Source organism: Pantoea sp. GD03673, from assembly GCF_029844725.1.
In the GTDB taxonomy this organism is placed as follows: Bacteria; Pseudomonadota; Gammaproteobacteria; order Enterobacterales; family Enterobacteriaceae; genus Pantoea.
Window position 1 is genome coordinate 136,263 of sequence record NZ_JAOCKJ010000002.1, and the last position, 16,407, is coordinate 152,669.

Sequence of the window (16,407 nt, forward strand, 5' to 3'; positions counted from 1 at the left end):
TTCAGGTTGCAGGATAGCAGCACGAGCGTGAATGTTTCCGCAGCGGTTACCCTGCCGCTGCCGGGCCTGCAGTCTGAGCTATAACGGGTAAGAAAACTGGCGCTACCTTTCCGGCGTGACGCCAGACAACACTGCAACCGGAGCATCACTGCATGGAACTCGACTACGAAAGTAAACGCCCGCTGTACATCCCTTATGCTGGCCCGATTTTGCTGGAATTTCCCCTGCTGAACAAAGGCAGCGCCTTTACCCTCGAAGAACGTAATGAATTCAACCTCAACGGTCTGCTGCCAGAAGCGGTGGAATCGATTGAAGAGCAGGCGCAGCGTGCCTGGCGTCAGTTCCAGGACTTCAAAAACAATAACGATAAGCACGTCTACCTGCGCAACATCCAGGACACCAACGAAACGCTGTTTTACCGCCTGCTGGATAACCATCTCGAAGAGATGATGCCCATCATCTACACCCCGACCGTTGGCGCCGCCTGCGAACACTTCTCTGAAATCTACCGTCGTGCGCGTGGCGTGTTCATCTCCTATCCTAACCGCGACCGCATCGAAGATATGCTGCAAAACGCCACCAAGCAGAATGTGAAGGTGATTGTGGTGACCGATGGCGAGCGCATCCTCGGCCTGGGCGATCAGGGTATCGGTGGTATGGGCATCCCGATTGGTAAGCTTTCACTTTACACCGCCTGCGGCGGCATCAGCCCGGCTTACACCCTGCCGGTGGTGCTGGATGTCGGCACCAATAACCAGCAGCTGCTCAACGATCCGCTTTATATGGGCTGGCGTCATCCGCGCATCACGGGTGAAGAGTACGATGAATTCGTTAACGAATTTATTCAGGCAGTTAAGCGCCGCTGGCCGAAAGTGCTGTTGCAGTTTGAAGATTTCGCCCAGAAGAATGCTATGCCACTGCTGAACCGCTATCGTGATGAAGTCTGCTGCTTCAACGACGATATTCAGGGCACCGCCGCCGTCACGGTAGGGACGCTGATTGCTGCCAGCCGCGCCGCCGGTAGCCGCCTGTGCGAGCAGAAAGTGGTGTTCCTGGGTGCCGGTTCCGCAGGTTGTGGTATCGCTGAACAGATTATCGCGCAGATGAAATCCGAAGGTCTGAGCGACGAGGAAGCACGTGGCCGCGTGATGATGGTGGATCGCTTTGGTCTGCTGACTGACAAGCTGCCTAACCTGCTCGATTTCCAGAGCAAGCTGGTACAGAAGAGTGAAAGCCTGCAACACTGGGATGTGACCAATGATTCAATCTCCCTCCTGGATGTGGTGCGTAATGCTCAGCCCGATATTCTGATTGGTGTTTCCGGTCAGCCGGGTCTGTTTACCGAAGAGATCATCCGCGAGATGCACAAGCACTGTAAACGTCCTATCGTGATGCCGCTGTCGAACCCGACGTCACGTGTGGAAGCAACGCCAGCCGATATCATCGCCTGGACAGACGGTGCTGCGCTGGTCGCAACCGGCAGCCCGTTCTCGCCGGTGAGCTGGAACGGTAAGACCTACCCGATTGCACAGTGCAACAACTCCTACATCTTCCCTGGCATTGGTCTGGGTGTGATTGCGTCGGGTGCCAGCCGTGTCACCGATACCATGCTGATGACCGCCAGCCGCGCACTCGCCGACTGCTCTCCGCTGGTGAATGAAGGCGAAGGCCCGGTGCTGCCAGAGATTAAAGATATTCAGGGCGTGTCGAAGATTATTGCGATGGAAGTGGGTAAAGCCGCTCAGCTGGCAGGCGTCGCCGTGGTGACCTCGGAAGATGTGTTGTCACAGGCTATCGCCAATAACTTCTGGCTGCCGCAGTATCGTCACTATCGTCGTACCTCGATTTAATCTTGCCGCTGCCGGATCGCATCCGATCCGGCAGCGTTCAAAAAGCGCACAGCCAGCCGGCAGTAACTTGCTTCGCTGCGGCAGCTCAAGTAGCCTTGTCCCATCTCAACATTCTGACATCGAGTCTCCGGGCGCATGCTGAAACGCGTTTTCATTGGTCTGCTTTTCATCATCTTACTGATGGTGGCGACGGCGCTCGGCCTTGATCGCTGGATCAGCTGGAAAACTGCGCCTTTTATCTACGAAAATGTCGCTTCGTTGCCGCATCGTCAGGTGGGTGTGGTACTGGGGACCGCTAAATATTATCGTACCGGCGTGATTAATCAGTATTACCTCTATCGTATGCAGGGTGCGCTGAATGCCTACAACAGCGGCAAGGTAAATTATCTGCTGCTGAGCGGTGATAACGCGCTGCAAAGCTACAACGAGCCGATGACGATGCGCCGCGATCTCATTAAAGCCGGTGTCGATCCGGCCGATATCGTGCTTGATTATGCCGGGTTCCGCACGCTGGATTCCATCGTTCGCACCCGCAAAGTGTTTGATACCAACGATTTCATTATTATCACGCAGCGCTTTCACTGCGAGCGTGCGCTGTTTATTGCCCTGCAACTGGGTATTCAGGCGCAGTGTTATGCCGTGCCTTCCCCGAAAAACATGCTGAGCGTGCGCTTCCGTGAAGTGGGTGCCCGTCTGGGTGCGCTGGCGGATCTCTTCCTGCTTAAACGCGAACCCCGTTTCTTAGGCCCACTGGTGCCGATTCCTGCCGTACGTGATGTGCCTGAGGATGCGCAGAGTTACCCGGCGGTGACGCCGGAGCAACTGCTGGAGCTGGAACAAAAGCTGCGTAAATAGCTGACGTTCAGCGGTTTAATGAAACTCTGTTATATGCGCTGAGCTGCAGTCTGGCAGCAAGGTACAAGACTCAGGGAACCTACGCCTTTTGCGTCTTTCCGATCTGACCGTGTTCCCTTCGTATACTCCGTCTTAAAGCGACGACCCCAGCATTACCGCCATAAAAAAAGCGACCCGAAGGTCGCTTTTTAGCGTTGAATCAGACTTACTTCTTACGTGAATATTTCAGTGAATCCAGCGCCACGGCGAAGATGATGATGCCGCCCTTAATGATGTACTGCCAGTAAGGGTTGACGCCGATATAGGTCAGACCGTAGTTGATAACGGTGAAGATCAACACACCGGTCACAACACCCGCCACACTACCCACACCGCCCGCGAAGGAAACGCCGCCGACCACACAGGCTGCAATCGCATCCAGCTCATACATAAAGCCGAGGTTGTTGGTGGCCGAACCGATACGCCCCGCTTCCAGCATCCCGCCAAAGGCGTAGAAAACACCCGACAGCGCATAGATCATGATCAGATTCAAAGGCACATTCACGCCGGATACTTTCGCAGCTTCCGGGTTACCGCCGATAGCGAAAATATTTTTACCGAAGCGGGTTTTGTTCCACAAAATCCAGACGAAAATAATGGCGATCACGGCGTAGAAGGTGATGAATGAAAGTTTGAAATCACCAAAGCGTAAGAAGCCCTGAGCAAATTTCGAGAACCCGGCATCAAAACCCGCAATCGGAGAAGCACCCACAAAGTCGTAATAGAGTGAGTTAATACCGTAAACGATAATCATGGTGCCCAGCGTGGTGATAAATGGCGTTACCTTGAGATACGCAATAATCACACCGTTGACCAGACCAATTACGCCGCCGATGATGCACACGGTCAGGATAACCAGTGGAATCGGCACGGTATCCAGCGTCGGGAACACTTTGTTGGCGTTATCCATCGCCTGCAACAGCGTCGCGGCGACAACGGCCGCCAGACCGACCTGACGTCCGGCTGACAGGTCAGTACCCTGGGTCACAATCAGACCTGCCACACCCAGTGCAATAATAATGCGCACCGAAGATTGCGTCAGAATATTACTCAGGTTCATCAAACTTAAAAATGTGGGGTCCTGGAAAATAATAATAGCCAGCAATACCAGCAGAACGACATAAATGCCGCCCTCTTTTAACCAGGTTAGCGCATTCTTTTTTGTAGTCGCTTTCATGTTAACAGCCCTTGCTTCATTAAAGGTGTAATGACGCTAAACGCAATATTTCGTTCTGCGTGGTCGTTTTGGTATCAACTATGCCTGCTACCAGACCGTTGCTCATTACCAGAATACGATCGGTAATGCCTAACAGCTCCGGCATTTCGGATGAGATAATAATGATGCCCTTTTCTCTTTTCGCCAGCTCAGCAATCAGCTGGTAAATTTCAAATTTTGCGCCAACATCGATACCGCGTGTTGGTTCATCAAGCATCAGGATTTCAGGCTGGGTCAATAACCAGCGTCCAATAATCACTTTTTGCTGGTTACCACCCGAAAGCGAACCAATTTGGGTATGGTGACCCGGCGTTTTTACCCGCATTGAATCGATAACCCATTGGGTATCACTCTTCATGCGTTTATTGTCCAGTAGTCCCATACTGTTTTTATATTTTTTGATATTGGAAATAAGCGAGTTAAAACCAATGTCCAGAAAAGCATAAATACCGGTTGAGCGACGCTCTTCCGTTACCAGCGCAAAACCGTGGTTAATGGCTTCATTGGCGCTGTCATTATTAATCGGTTTGCCATGCAATTTAATGGTGCCGCCCGATTTTTCGCGAATGCCAAACAGCGTTTCGACGATATCGGTACGTTTGGCACCCACCAGCCCGGCAATGCCGAGTATCTCCCCTTTACGCAGATCAAATGAGATGTCGCGAATAGATGGCTGACGGAGTGAGGTCAGATTACGCACCTCAAGGATTGTCTCGCCTGGCACATTCGTGCGGTCAGGGAAACGCTGGTTCAGTGAACGGCCGACCATCATGGCGATGATCTTATCCATATCCAGCCCTTCCAGCGGCTGAGAGGCAATCCACTGTCCATCACGCAGAATCGTGATCTCATCACACAGCTGGAAAATCTCTTCCATCTTGTGCGAAATATAAACGATGCCGCAACCGCGATCTTTCAGCTTACGAATAATGGTGAACAGGTGATTGACCTCTTTCTCGGTTAACGAGGAGGTTGGCTCATCCATAATCACAATTTTCGCGTCGTAGGAGAAGGCTTTGGCAATTTCAATCATCTGCATCTGCGACACAGACAGATTGGCCACTTTGTCGCGCGGATCGATATCGATATCCAGCTCGTCAAAAATGGCTTTAGTGTCCTGATACATTTTATCCTGATCGACAAAGAAGCCTTTGCGCGGATAACGCCCCAGCCACATGTTATCCATCACGGTACGCTGCAGGACCAGGTTTAATTCCTGATGCACCATCGACACGCCATTTTCCAGCGCCTCTTTGGAGCTTTTATAGTCGATCTCTTTACCCTGAAACAGGATACTGCCGGTATCTTTTTTATAAATACCAAACAGGCATTTTAATAAGGTGGATTTACCGGCACCGTTCTCGCCCATTAATGCATGAACAGAGTGAGGCCGCACTTTTAAATTCACATTATCTAACGCTTTTACGCCGGGAAATGATTTTGAAACATTCGTCATTTCCAGCAGATATTCTCGCTGCGCGGTCGTGTTATCACTGGCCATATTTTACCTGGCTAAAAAACGGTGGTGACATAAAAAAGGCGCGACAGCGGTCGCGCCCGTAATCGATCTTATTTCGAGAACTGAGAAAGATTTTCTTTATCAACCGGAACGTAAGGAACGCGGACGATCTTATCGACCATCTTGAAGTTAGTTCCGTCGGTTGCCGCTTTGCCGTTAGCCAGGTTGTTGGCAATATCCAGCGTAGCTTTCGCCTGGTTTTCCGCATCGTTCAGCACGGTACCGGCCAGCGCACCCGATTTCACCAGCGCCAGCGCTTCTGGCAGGGCATCAACACCAAAGACCGGAATGGACGTCATGTTGTGCGCTTTCAGCGCTTCAACCGCACCCATCGCCATCGCATCGTTGTTAGCAATCACGACTTCAATTTTCTTAGCGTTCGGGCCAGACAGCCACGCATCCACTTTGTCTTTGGCTTGTGCGGTATCCCACATCGCCGTATCCATCGCTAACTGCTGGGTTTTCAGGCCATCTTTGTTCAGGGTGTCGATAACATATTTGGTGCGTGCTTCAGCATCAGGATGGCCCGGCTCGCCCTTCAGCAGGACGAACTGAATGGTGCCATCTTTGTTCAGATCCCAGGCTGGGGTTGCTTTCCAGTGCTTCTCAATCAGCTGACCCTGAATGATGCCCGACTCTTTAGAGTCGGTGCCAACGTAGTAAGCTTTGTCATAACCGGCCAGTACTTTGGCGTTAGGTTCTTTGTTGAAGAAGACCACCGGCACGTCGTTGGCACGCGCTTTGTCTACCACGACCGCAGCGGCAGCCGGGTCAACCAGGTTGATCGCCAGCGCTTTCACGCCTTTTGCCATCAGCACGTCAATCTGATCGTTCTGTTTGGACTGGTCGTTCTGAGAGTCATTCATCAGCAGCTGTATGCCACCGATAGTTTTCGCTTCTTTCTCGATGTCTTTACGCACCATTGACATGAAGTTGTCATCATATTTGTAAATGGTCACGCCGATACGGGTGTCAGCTGCGTGAGCGGTTGCACCAAACATCATGCTGGCAACCAGTGCTGTAAGCGTGAAAACCTTCTTATTCATGGTATCTCCGGTTTTATTATGCAGGGTCTTTTTAGCGCTACCGCGCAAGGTGCGGCAGAGCAATCGGTAAAACAGATCGGCGCGTCGGCAAACGTAATCGGGATGTTAAGCCATTGAACGCCGTCTAAAACCTGACTTCCCTGTGCCAGAACGCTTCCATGAAATGGGTATGAACCCTTTAACCGGCTACTGAGACCACAACTGATGCCGTTACACTGGCGTTACATAATGTTTCAGTCCGGTAAGACGCTGCCATCATAGTGAGGGCAATGTTAATTAACTGTGAATACAATCACAGATTGAAAACGGTTACATGCCTGAATCGCCTGAATTAGTGACGGACTCCACATTTTGCCGCTGCGCCACCGAATGACGCCGTACCAGGGTCGGCATAAAGATGTGGGTTGCGGTGTCATCCAGCAGTCCCGCTGCGCCCTGAAGCGCCAGCTCAGTGGCGATTTTCGCCATAGATACAATGGGATAGCGAACGGTAGTTAATTGCGGATCGGTGTAACGCGAAATAGGAATGTCATCAAAGCCAATGACAGAAAAATGCTGTGGAACCTGAATGCCGTTGTCTTTCAGCGCGGTGAGTGCGCCAGCCGCCATGCCGTCGTTGTAGGCAAACACCGCCGTGAGGTTGAGATTGCGCCCCAGCAACTCCACCATCGCGGCTTCGCCGCCCTGCATGTCAGGCTCTGCGCTGGCTATCCAGCTCTCCTGTGGCCGGATGCCCTGCTCTGCCATTGCCTGCATCCACCCTTCACGGCGCTGTGCCACATCCTCGATAGGATGACTGGAGCAGAGATAGCCAATCCGGCTATGCCCCTGCTGCAACAGGGTTCTTGAGGCCATTAACGCGCCCGTGACGTTATCCAGACTAACGCTGCGGTGTTCGAAACCAGGGATGATGCGGTTAATGACCACCATGCCGGGTACGTGCTGCATAAAATCTGCCAGCTCCGCATCCGGCAGCGTTTTCGCGTGCACCACCAGGGCGCTGCAGCGCTGACGGATCAGCACCTCAATAGCATGACGCTCTTTCTCTTCCTGATGCCAGGAGTTGCTGATTAACACATGCTTGTGCACGCGCTGCGCCACGGTATCCACTGCTTTAACCAGCGCCCCGAAAAACGGGTCGGAGACATCCATCACCACCACCCCGATCGTGTCGCTGACCTGCGTCGCCAGCGCCTGGGCGTTGGCATTAGGCCGATAGCCCAGCGCCTCGACTGCCTGCAACACGGCATCGCGGGTGTCTGAGGTCACGGCGTTGCTCTGATTGAGGACGCGCGACACGGTCGCCACTGACACGCCAGCCTGACGGGCAACATCACGAATAGTTATCATGCAGCAGTTCCAGAAAGGAAAAATAGGGCATCACGCCGGGTTGAACACCGGCGCTATTTTGTCAGGGGCAGGCTGCGTGCAGCGTGAATTGCGTCACATCAATGAAAACGGTTACATACAATTCTGTAACCTTTGTGATGGCGGTCATTATCTGGCGTTGTCGGTAAGTCGTGATTTACCGGCTGAGAGCAGCGTAAGCCGCCGCCACAGCCACTCCAGCGGACCCTGTGCGAAGAAATGTAACCAGATGAGTGAAAACAGAATATTGATGAGCCATACCGCAGGCACCATCAGCACCAGCTCCAGCCGGGTGAAATGCAGGTAAAAGCCAAACCGATAAAACAGCGTGGTGCAGATCAGCGATTGCAACAGGTAGTTGGTCAGCGCCATGCGGCCCACGCACTGAATGGCGTAGCTGATGCGCCAGCGCGAGATCTGCGGCCACCAGGCCAGACAGAGTGCGGCATAGCCCAGGCTAATCAGCGGGCTGGCAAGATCGCGTGGTGTCTGAAGATAAAAACCCGTCCAGCGGAATTCCCAGTGTAACAGCCATTGTGCAGCCACACCGGCCACCGCAATGGTGAAGCCCATCGTCAGCAGCAGCGCCGCCGCCTGACGATAGTGACGAAGAGGAAACTCGCCTTTCAGCCAGCCGCTGCGCAACAGCGCACCACCGATCATCATCAGGCCCGCCAGTTGCCAGCCATATTGCGCCGCCAGCGCCATCAGTCCTGACGAAAGATGATCCAGACGGTTCTGTATCGCCTCCCAGCCGCCGGTGAGTTTCCAGTACTGTTCATATTGCAGATCGGCTGCACCCGGCAGCCAGGATCGCGTTGGTTCAGGATCGGAAATCGACCCAAACACCAGCAGGACGCCGCAGCCCACCAGATAGAGCAGAATGCCGGTATTCATCAGACTGCGGGTTGACGGAACATCACGCAGCACCCGCCAGACCACCAGCCCGATGATGCCGTAATCCAGCAGGATGTCGCCCTCCCAGAGAAAGACACCATGCAGGAAACCGATCAGCACCAGCAGTGAAAGCCGGGCAGTCAGCCAGCGACTGCCACGCGGCAGCTGCATTTGCAGACCTGCGCCAAACAGCAGCGCGAACAGGGTAAGGAATTTGAGCTGGGCAAAGACGTCAGAGAGTGCCCACGTCCAGACATCGGCGAGGCTGACGCTGCCCTGCCAGGCCGGATTCAGGTAGGCGGCAGAAGGCAGCCCGAAACCCACAATATTGAGCAGCAGGATGCCGAGAATGGCACATCCACGAATGAAATCCAGCGCGTGATAGCGTTGCATGCGGCACCCTGCATTGACGAAGCGGGCAACATTATGCGCCCGCCGTTAACTCAACTATGGCGCACCGCGCGCAAAAATTCCTGGCGGGTATTCTGACTGGACTTGAACAGGCCACCCAGAGAGGTCGTGGTGGTGGCGCTGGTGGCATCTTTTACGCCACGCGCTTTGACACAGTAATGCACCGCATCAATCGAAACAGCCACATTGTTGGTGCCCAGCAGCGTCTGCAGTGCAACCAGAACCTGCTGCGTCAGACGCTCCTGCACCTGCGGGCGCTGGGCAAAGAACTGCACGATGCGGTTAATTTTTGACAGGCCAATCACCTTTTCTTTCGGAATATAGGCGACGGTGGCTTTGCCATCGATAATCACAAAGTGGTGTTCGCAGGTGCTGGTCAGGGTGATATCACGCACGGTCACCATCTCATCGACCTTCATTTTATTCTCAATGACGGTGATTTTCGGGAAGTTGGCGTAATCGAGACCGGAAAAAACCTCATCCACATACATTTTGGCGATGCGATGTGGCGTTTCCATCAGGCTGTCATCTTCAAGATCCAGATTGAGCAGCTGCATAATCTCGGTCATGTGCCCGGCAATCAGGCTTTTACGCGTTTCGTCATCCATGTCGCGCGTCGGTGCACGTAACGGCGTTTCCAGGCCACGCGCCAGCAGCGCTTCGTGAACCAGGGCAGCTTCCTGACTTAGGGTGCTCATGTACTCTTCTCCGGCTGGTGTTGCGCCCGCGAGCTTTTGCCAGCGGGCCCTGTAATCAGGCGCGTATTGTGAAACTTTCTTTGCGGGGAATCCAGCAATCAATAAGATTGGTGATGAAAGCTTTTCATCCGGTTCGCCGCCAGACCAGCAGGCCCGCCCACACCAGGCTCAACCCGGCGACCCAGAGGGCAGGCTCCAGTTGATGTAACAGCGCCGTCGAAAGAAAAGAGAGCAGCGGACCGATCAGCTGCCCGACCGCATAGCCGGTGGTCAGCAACCCGGCCATGTAACGCAGATGGCTGGGAGCCAGTTCGCGGGCGCAGAGCAGCGACAGTTGCACCACACTGAGGAAGCCGCCGCCCACCAGCAGCGCACCGGCCAGCAGGCCGCTAAAGCCCGGCAGTATGGCTGCGGCAAACACGCCCAGCGCCTGTGCCCATAACACTACCGCCAGCCGGACGTGGCTGTGTCCCCAGCGCCGCGTCAGGATACCCAGCAGGATGCCGATCATCGCTGCGCCGCCGAAAATCGGCCAGACAAACTGGGCGAACGCGCTATCAGGAAAACGCGTGGCTGCCATCTGCGACAAAAAGGTGGCGGGCAGAATGTAGCCAAAACCTGCCAGACTGTAACTGAGGACCAGGCGTTTAAGGTTGCGGTCCAGCACCAGCGGCTCAGGGGCCTGATCCGGGCGATGCAGTTCACCCCGACGCGGCAGGTTGCGGGTGATGAGCGCAATCAGCAGCAGTGCCAGTGCGCCATAAGCGGCCCAGGCCAGACCGGCAGAAACCTGCAGCTGGTGCAGGGCTACCCCCAGCAATCCGCTGACAAAAATGCCGCACCCCGGTCCGGCAAACACGGCGGCTGACAACCCTGCCCGGCCATGACGATGCAGCTGCTCATTGCTCCAGGCCGCCACCAGCACCATCGCCCAGCCGCTGGCCCAGCCAATCAGAAAGCGGATTGCGCCGTGCAGCCACGGTCCGGTTGCAAAAGCCGAAAGCAGCGTCAGGATCACGGCGCCCCAGACACCCGCCTGCAGCCGCAGCTCAACCCGCCGGTGCGCACGCATGGCATCAAACGAGCCACACAAATAACCGAGATAGTTGAGCGCGGCGACCAGGCTGGCACTGGTGAGCGTCAGCTGATGAGCCTGAATCATCAGCGGCACCTGCGGCGTAAAGGCAAACCGGCCAATGCCCATTGCCACAAATAAAGTTAAAAACGCGCTGAGCGCGACGCGTAACGCCATTGCTGAACTCCTGTCGTTCTGCCCTGAGATCTCTTCTGACTTGCTAACAGCATGCAGGATGATTAAACTCACGGAAAGTGAATAATATTAACCAACTTGTTTACGGGAAGAGAAGATATGGATTTGGTTCAGCTGCGTATGTTCTGTTCCGTCGCCGAAACGGGTTCTCTGGCGCGTGCAGCAGAACAGCTGCATCGCGTACCCTCTAATCTCACCACGCGGCTGCGCCAGCTGGAAGAAGAATTGGGTGTGGATCTCTTTATTCGTGAGAAGCAGCGCATTCGCCTGTCGCCGATGGGCCATAATTTTCTCAATTATGCGCAGCGCATTCTGGCCTTAAGCGAAGAAGCGATGAGCATGACACGCACCGGCGAACCGGCGGGTAACTTTGCGCTCGGCTCCATGGAGAGCACCGCAGCGACCCGCCTGCCAGGCCTGCTGGCCGCCTATCACCAGCGCTTTCCTGACGTGGCGCTGTCGCTGATTACCGGCACGTCGGGCGAGATCATCGATCGGGTTCGCGAAGGTACGCTGGCCGCCGCGCTGGTGGATGGCCCGGTTTCCCATGATGATCTGAACGGCTGCATCGCGTTTCGCGAAGAAATGGTGCTGATTACCGGGCTTGATCACGCGCCCATCAACACCGCGCGTGATGTGCAGGATGACACCCTGTTTGCCTTTCGCAACAGCTGCTCTTACCGGGTGAAGCTGGAGAGCTGGTATCGCGACAGCCAGACCGCGCCCGATAATGTGATGGAGATTCAGTCCTATCACGCCATGCTGGCCTGCGTGGCGGGCGGTGCGGGTGTCGCGATGATCCCGGCCTCGGTGCTGAAGCAGATGGCGGATCGGTCACGGGTGAAGGCGCATACCCTGCCCGCGGCTTATCGCGACACCGCCACCTGGCTGATGTGGCGCCGCGACGCCTTCACGCCGAATGTGGAAGCGCTGAAATACCTGATTATTGAACAATTTGACGATCGTCCGCTCAACGATGAGCTGATCCACCCATTACAGGCGGCGGAATAAGCGTTCCGCGCTATGTTTAAAAGTCTGGCTGGCCAGGCTTTACGACCACCCGGCGCCACTGAGCGTCACAATCTGACTGGAAGAGGGATTGCATGAACATGATCAAAACCCGTGCCGCTGTTGCCTGGGCTGCTGGCGAACCGCTGAAAATCGAAGAAGTGGATTTGATGCCACCGCAGAAAGGCGAAGTGCTGGTGCGTATCGTCGCAACCGGCGTCTGCCATACCGACGCCTACACCCTCTCCGGCACCGACCCGGAAGGTGTTTTCCCGGCCATTCTCGGCCATGAAGGCGGCGGCATCGTGGAAGCCGTGGGCGAAGGCGTAACCAGCGTGGAAGTGGGTGACCACGTTATTCCGCTTTACACGCCAGAGTGTGGCAAATGTAAGTTCTGCCTGTCGGGCAAAACTAACCTCTGCCAGGCGATCCGCGCCACCCAGGGCAAAGGCCTGATGCCGGATGGCACCACCCGCTTCTTTAAAGATGGCAAACCGATCTTCCATTACATGGGCACGTCAACCTTCTCAGAGTACACGGTGATCCCGGAAATCTCGCTGGCGAAAATCAGTAAAGAAGCACCGCTGGAAGAAGTGTGTCTGCTGGGCTGTGGCGTCACCACGGGCATGGGCGCGGTGATGAATACCGCCAAAGTGAAAGAGGGCGACACCGTTGCGATTTTCGGTCTCGGCGGCATTGGTCTTTCTGCGGTGATTGGCGCGAAAATGGCGAAAGCTGGCCGTATCATCGCCATCGACCTCAACACCAGCAAATTCGATCTGGCCCGCAAACTGGGTGCCACCGATCTGATCAACCCGAAAGATTACGATAAGCCGATTCAGGATGTGATTGTTGAACTGACCGACGGCGGCGTGGATTTCTCGTTTGAATGTATCGGTAACGTCAACGTGATGCGTTCCGCGCTGGAGTGCTGCCACAAAGGCTGGGGCGAGTCTGTGATTATCGGCGTTGCCGGTGCCGGTGAAGAGATCTCTACCCGTCCGTTCCAGCTGGTAACGGGTCGCGTCTGGCGTGGTTCCGCCTTTGGTGGCGTGAAAGGCCGTTCGCAGCTGCCAGGCATTGTACAGGATTACCTCGACGGTAAATTTGCCCTGAACGATTTCATCACCCACACCATGCCGCTGGAAGAGATCAACGACGCCTTTGATTTGATGCACGAAGGAAAATCGATTCGCTCGGTCGTGCACTTTAACAAGTAACCAGGAGGCGTTATGGCATCCACTCTGGAGCTACTGGAAGAACACCGTATTTTTGGCGGCTGGCAGCAGCGCTGGCGTCATCAGTCCCTGGTGCTGAATTGCCCCATGACCTTCAGCATCTATCTGCCTGATCCGCACGGTGATGCGCCGCCGCCGGTGGTCTGGTTTCTGGCCGGGCTGACCTGCAACGATGAGAACTTCACCACCAAAGCGGGCGCACAGCGCGTGGCGGCAGAGCTGGGTCTGGTGCTGATTATGCCGGATACCAGCCCGCGCGGTGAAGGGGTTGCCAACGATGAAGGCTACGATCTCGGTCAGGGCGCGGGGTTTTATCTCAATGCCACCCAACAGCCGTGGGCCCGTCATTTCCGCATGTTCGATTATCTGAGCAGCGAGTTGCCCGCCCTGATTGCGGATAACTTCAAGGTCAGCGAACGTCAGTCGATTATGGGTCACTCCATGGGCGGACACGGAGCGCTGATGCTGGCGCTGCGTCTGGGTAACCGGTTTGCCTCGGCGTCTGCGTTTGCGCCGATTGTGAACCCGATGCAGGTGCCCTGGGGCCGGAAGGCGTTTCAGGCCTATCTGGGCGATGACCAGGCGGCGTGGCGGGAATATGACAGCTGTCAGCTGATGGCGGAGGTGTCTCATCGCCTGCCAGTCCTGATCGATCAGGGCGACAGCGATCAGTTCCTGGCCGATCAACTTCAGCCGGAGCGGCTGGACGCGATCGCCAGAGAAGTCGGTTTCCCGCTGACGCTGCGTATTCAGCCGGGTTACGACCATAGCTACTTCTTTATTGCCAGCTTTGTGGAAGATCATCTGCGCTTCCATGCACAGCATCTGCTGGCGTAACTCATCAGGGCCGCACCCGCGGCCCTGAACGTTTCTGCCTGCTGTGCAGGCGGGACCGTTGTCGCAGAGCCAGCCCCCTTCCTGTCACTGGACGCCTTCCCGCCTTGCTATCAGACCAGTGCCGGTCCGGTCAGCCCGTCGATCATCACCTGCGGAATGCCGCGTGAGCAGTGTTCGATACGGCCATTAACGCCATAGACCTTCGCCAGGGTAGCAGGCGTAATAACCTTATCCGGTTGCCCCTCCGCCACCAGCGTGCCCTGCTTCAGCATCAGCGCGTGCTGCGCATGACGCAGTGCAATATTAATGTCATGCACCACCACCACCGTCACGATGTTGCGCTGGGCGGTTTCGCGCCGCACCAGATCCATCACGTGGAATTGATAATTAAGATCCAGCGCACTCAGCGGCTCATCCAGTAACAGCAATGCCGGACGGCGGATCAGTGACTGTGCCAGCCCGACCAGCTGTTTCTGTCCGCCGGAGAGCTGATCGAGGTAGCGCATCGCCAGATGGGCAATGCCGAGCTGCTCCAGCAGATGCATGATTTCCGCTTCGCTGCTGGCGCTGTGCAACCCGCCGGAGGCGCGCTGCGCGACGATAATCGACTCCAGCACATGCAGGTGCACGCCCGCAGGCAGCGACTGCGGCAGATAAACCACGTTCTTCGCCCGGCGGGCAAACGGCTGGGTCATGAGATCCTCGCCGTTGAGCCACATTTCGCCCTGCCCTTTGTTCAGTCCGGCCAGCGCCCGCAGCAGCGTTGATTTGCCGCAGCCGTTGGGGCCCAGCAGCACGGTGATCTCCCCACGCGGCAGCGGCGCTACGTTGAGATTCTCAATCACTTTATGTTTGGGGTAACCGGCACTGAAGCCGCGTAACGTCAGACCCTGTTCCATCACACTGTCCCCCGATGACGCAGAATAATACTCAGGAAGAACGGCACGCCAATCAGTGAGGTAACAATGCCAACCGGAATGATGACGCCGGGGATCAGATTTTTCGAGGCCACCGACGCCAGCGACAGAACCAGCGCGCCCACCAGCGCACTGGCTGGCAGATAGAAGCGGTGATCTTCACCAAACATCATGCGGGCAATATGGGGCGCGACCAGACCGATGAAACCGATTGGGCCGACAAACGCCACGGCCAGCGCTGAAAGAATACTGATGCGCAGCAGCGTGGTGAGGCGCAGACGACGCACATCAATACCAAAACTCACCGCACGGTCTTCGCCCAGACGCAGCGCCGTCAGCTTCCAGCTGCTCATCATTGAAAACGGCACCAGGATGGCCAGGGCCACACTCAGTACGCCCAGCTTCTCCCAGGAGGCGCGGGCCAGACTGCCCATCGTCCAGAACACCAGGCCCTGCAGGGTGTCTTCGCTGGCGATGAACTGCATCATCGAGACCAGCGCATTAAAGGTAAAGACCAGTGCAATACCGAACAGCACCACGCCTGCTGATGAGACCTGCGTCCAGCGCGTCACGGCATCCAGCATCAGCGCGGCGAACAGCGCAAAGACAAAGGCGTTGGCAGAGATTAACCATTGGTCAGGAATGCCAGGAATCCCCACGCCGAGGATGATCGCCAGCGCGGCACCAAACGCCGCCGCCGAGGAGACGCCAAGCGTAAACGGGCTGGCCAGCGGGTTGTTCAGGATGGTCTGCATTTCTGCCCCTGCCAGGCCCAGCGACAGCCCGACCACCAGCGCCATCAGCGCATAGGGCAGACGAATATCCCAGACAATAACGCGGGTGCCGGCATCCACGCTGTCAGGGCTGAGCAGCGTATTCCACAGCGTTTCAAGAGAGAGTCCGGCCGGACCCAGCGTGAAGTCGAGGATCAGCGAAGCAACAATTGCCATCAGTAATACGCCAATCCAGATCAGACGGCGGCGCAGCACCTGGTGGTAGTTTTGCATGGTGTGGTGAAGCGTCTCTTCCCCCGCCAGCAGCGAAGTTTCGGTAGTCATGTTTGAACCCTGTGTGGCTATCACGTCAGAAAACGCAGCCACAATAGTGCAGGTGATAATAATTATCAATTTGTGAAGGTAAGCGAGACGTGAAAAAAGGGTAAAAAACGGTGTTGCAGGCGGGAGAATGGCTCAGGGAGCCTGCGCCTTTCGCAAAGACGCAAAACCCGCCATCTTTGG

General features: G+C 55.7%; 14 protein-coding genes. 5 read left to right on the forward strand and 9 right to left on the reverse strand.

Translation table 11 applies throughout. The features are described 5' to 3' along the window. The first annotated feature begins 152 nt into the window (after nt 1-152). A complete protein-coding gene (locus N5J69_RS04030) occupies nt 153-1,850 on the forward strand; it encodes an NAD-dependent malic enzyme (RefSeq protein ID WP_279768223.1) in 1,698 nt (565 codons plus the stop codon). A gap of 135 nt (nt 1,851-1,985) precedes the next feature. Next, the gene (gene sanA, locus N5J69_RS04035; RefSeq protein WP_279768224.1) at nt 1,986-2,705 is read left to right on the forward strand and encodes an outer membrane permeability protein SanA; all 720 of its coding nucleotides are present in this window, start codon (nt 1,986-1,988) and stop codon (nt 2,703-2,705) included. A gap of 205 nt (nt 2,706-2,910) precedes the next feature. Here sanA and mglC read toward each other — a convergent pair whose 3' ends face one another. The 7 genes from mglC to N5J69_RS04070 form a co-directional block, all read right to left on the reverse strand. Beyond that, nucleotides 2,911-3,921 carry a galactose/methyl galactoside ABC transporter permease MglC gene (gene mglC, locus N5J69_RS04040; RefSeq protein WP_161732226.1) on the reverse strand — a complete coding sequence of 337 codons (1,011 nt, stop codon included), beginning with the start codon at nt 3,919-3,921 and terminating at the stop codon, nt 2,911-2,913. Between the two features lie 19 nt (nt 3,922-3,940). Next, nucleotides 3,941-5,461: a galactose/methyl galactoside ABC transporter ATP-binding protein MglA gene (gene mglA, locus N5J69_RS04045; protein ID WP_279768225.1), complete on the reverse strand. Its 1,521-nt coding sequence runs from the start codon at nt 5,459-5,461 to the stop codon at nt 3,941-3,943. Between the two features lie 68 nt (nt 5,462-5,529). Next, nucleotides 5,530-6,525 carry a galactose/glucose ABC transporter substrate-binding protein MglB gene (gene mglB / locus N5J69_RS04050; protein ID WP_279768226.1) on the reverse strand — a complete coding sequence of 332 codons (996 nt, stop codon included), beginning with the start codon at nt 6,523-6,525 and terminating at the stop codon, nt 5,530-5,532. Between the two features lie 309 nt (nt 6,526-6,834). After that, nucleotides 6,835-7,875, reverse strand: a complete 1,041-nt coding sequence (gene galS / locus N5J69_RS04055) for an HTH-type transcriptional regulator GalS (protein ID WP_279768227.1) — start codon at nt 7,873-7,875, stop codon at nt 6,835-6,837. 147 nt (nt 7,876-8,022) lie between these two features. After that, nucleotides 8,023-9,183, reverse strand: a complete 1,161-nt coding sequence (gene yeiB / locus N5J69_RS04060) for a DUF418 domain-containing protein YeiB (protein ID WP_279768228.1) — start codon at nt 9,181-9,183, stop codon at nt 8,023-8,025. Nucleotides 9,184-9,233: 50 nt separating this feature from the next. Beyond that, the gene (folE, locus tag N5J69_RS04065) at nt 9,234-9,899 is read right to left on the reverse strand and encodes a GTP cyclohydrolase I FolE (protein ID WP_279768229.1); all 666 of its coding nucleotides are present in this window, start codon (nt 9,897-9,899) and stop codon (nt 9,234-9,236) included. Between the two features lie 124 nt (nt 9,900-10,023). Then, complete coding sequence (locus N5J69_RS04070) at nt 10,024-11,151, reverse strand: YbfB/YjiJ family MFS transporter (RefSeq protein ID WP_279768230.1); 1,128 nt, start codon at nt 11,149-11,151, stop codon at nt 10,024-10,026. 117 nt (nt 11,152-11,268) lie between these two features. Between N5J69_RS04070 and N5J69_RS04075 the strand changes: the two genes are divergently transcribed. The 3 genes from N5J69_RS04075 to fghA all read left to right on the forward strand — a co-directional run bounded on the left by N5J69_RS04075 (nt 11,269) and on the right by fghA (nt 14,252). Further along, a complete protein-coding gene (locus N5J69_RS04075) occupies nt 11,269-12,180 on the forward strand; it encodes a LysR family transcriptional regulator (RefSeq protein WP_279768231.1) in 912 nt (303 codons plus the stop codon). Between the two features lie 92 nt (nt 12,181-12,272). Further along, the gene (locus N5J69_RS04080) at nt 12,273-13,397 is read left to right on the forward strand and encodes an S-(hydroxymethyl)glutathione dehydrogenase/class III alcohol dehydrogenase (protein ID WP_161732214.1); all 1,125 of its coding nucleotides are present in this window, start codon (nt 12,273-12,275) and stop codon (nt 13,395-13,397) included. A gap of 12 nt (nt 13,398-13,409) precedes the next feature. Then, entirely contained in the window at nt 13,410-14,252 is an 843-nt protein-coding gene (gene fghA / locus N5J69_RS04085) for an S-formylglutathione hydrolase (protein ID WP_279768232.1), read from the forward strand. A 110-nt stretch (nt 14,253-14,362) separates the two neighbouring features. On the opposite strand, the gene N5J69_RS04090 is transcribed toward fghA, so the two are convergent. Next, nucleotides 14,363-15,151 (reverse strand): ABC transporter ATP-binding protein, encoded by a 789-nt coding sequence (locus N5J69_RS04090; protein WP_279768702.1) that lies wholly within the window; start codon nt 15,149-15,151, stop codon nt 14,363-14,365. After that, complete coding sequence (locus N5J69_RS04095; protein WP_279768233.1) at nt 15,151-16,227, reverse strand: iron ABC transporter permease; 1,077 nt, start codon at nt 16,225-16,227, stop codon at nt 15,151-15,153. The genes N5J69_RS04090 and N5J69_RS04095 overlap by 1 nt, the downstream gene beginning before the upstream one ends. Between the last annotated feature and the right edge of the window lie 180 nt (nt 16,228-16,407).

Bases quoted from the DNA above. Each gene is read 5' to 3' on its own strand.
- N5J69_RS04030 (WP_279768223.1), top strand. From the start codon at position 153: ATGGAACTCGACTACGAAAGTAAACGCCCGCTGTACATCCCTTATGCT.
- sanA (WP_279768224.1), top strand. From the start codon at position 1,986: ATGCTGAAACGCGTTTTCATTGGTCTGCTTTTCATCATCTTACTGATG.
- mglC (WP_161732226.1), bottom strand. From the start codon at position 3,921: ATGAAAGCGACTACAAAAAAGAATGCGCTAACCTGGTTAAAAGAGGGC.
- mglA (WP_279768225.1), bottom strand. From the start codon at position 5,461: ATGGCCAGTGATAACACGACCGCGCAGCGAGAATATCTGCTGGAAATG.
- mglB (WP_279768226.1), bottom strand. From the start codon at position 6,525: ATGAATAAGAAGGTTTTCACGCTTACAGCACTGGTTGCCAGCATGATG.
- galS (WP_279768227.1), bottom strand. From the start codon at position 7,875: ATGATAACTATTCGTGATGTTGCCCGTCAGGCTGGCGTGTCAGTGGCG.
- yeiB (WP_279768228.1), bottom strand. From the start codon at position 9,183: ATGCAACGCTATCACGCGCTGGATTTCATTCGTGGATGTGCCATTCTC.
- folE (WP_279768229.1), bottom strand. From the start codon at position 9,899: ATGAGCACCCTAAGTCAGGAAGCTGCCCTGGTTCACGAAGCGCTGCTG.
- N5J69_RS04070 (WP_279768230.1), bottom strand. From the start codon at position 11,151: ATGGCGTTACGCGTCGCGCTCAGCGCGTTTTTAACTTTATTTGTGGCA.
- N5J69_RS04075 (WP_279768231.1), top strand. From the start codon at position 11,269: ATGGATTTGGTTCAGCTGCGTATGTTCTGTTCCGTCGCCGAAACGGGT.
- N5J69_RS04080 (WP_161732214.1), top strand. From the start codon at position 12,273: ATGAACATGATCAAAACCCGTGCCGCTGTTGCCTGGGCTGCTGGCGAA.
- fghA (WP_279768232.1), top strand. From the start codon at position 13,410: ATGGCATCCACTCTGGAGCTACTGGAAGAACACCGTATTTTTGGCGGC.
- N5J69_RS04090 (WP_279768702.1), bottom strand. From the start codon at position 15,151: ATGGAACAGGGTCTGACGTTACGCGGCTTCAGTGCCGGTTACCCCAAA.
- N5J69_RS04095 (WP_279768233.1), bottom strand. From the start codon at position 16,227: ATGACTACCGAAACTTCGCTGCTGGCGGGGGAAGAGACGCTTCACCAC.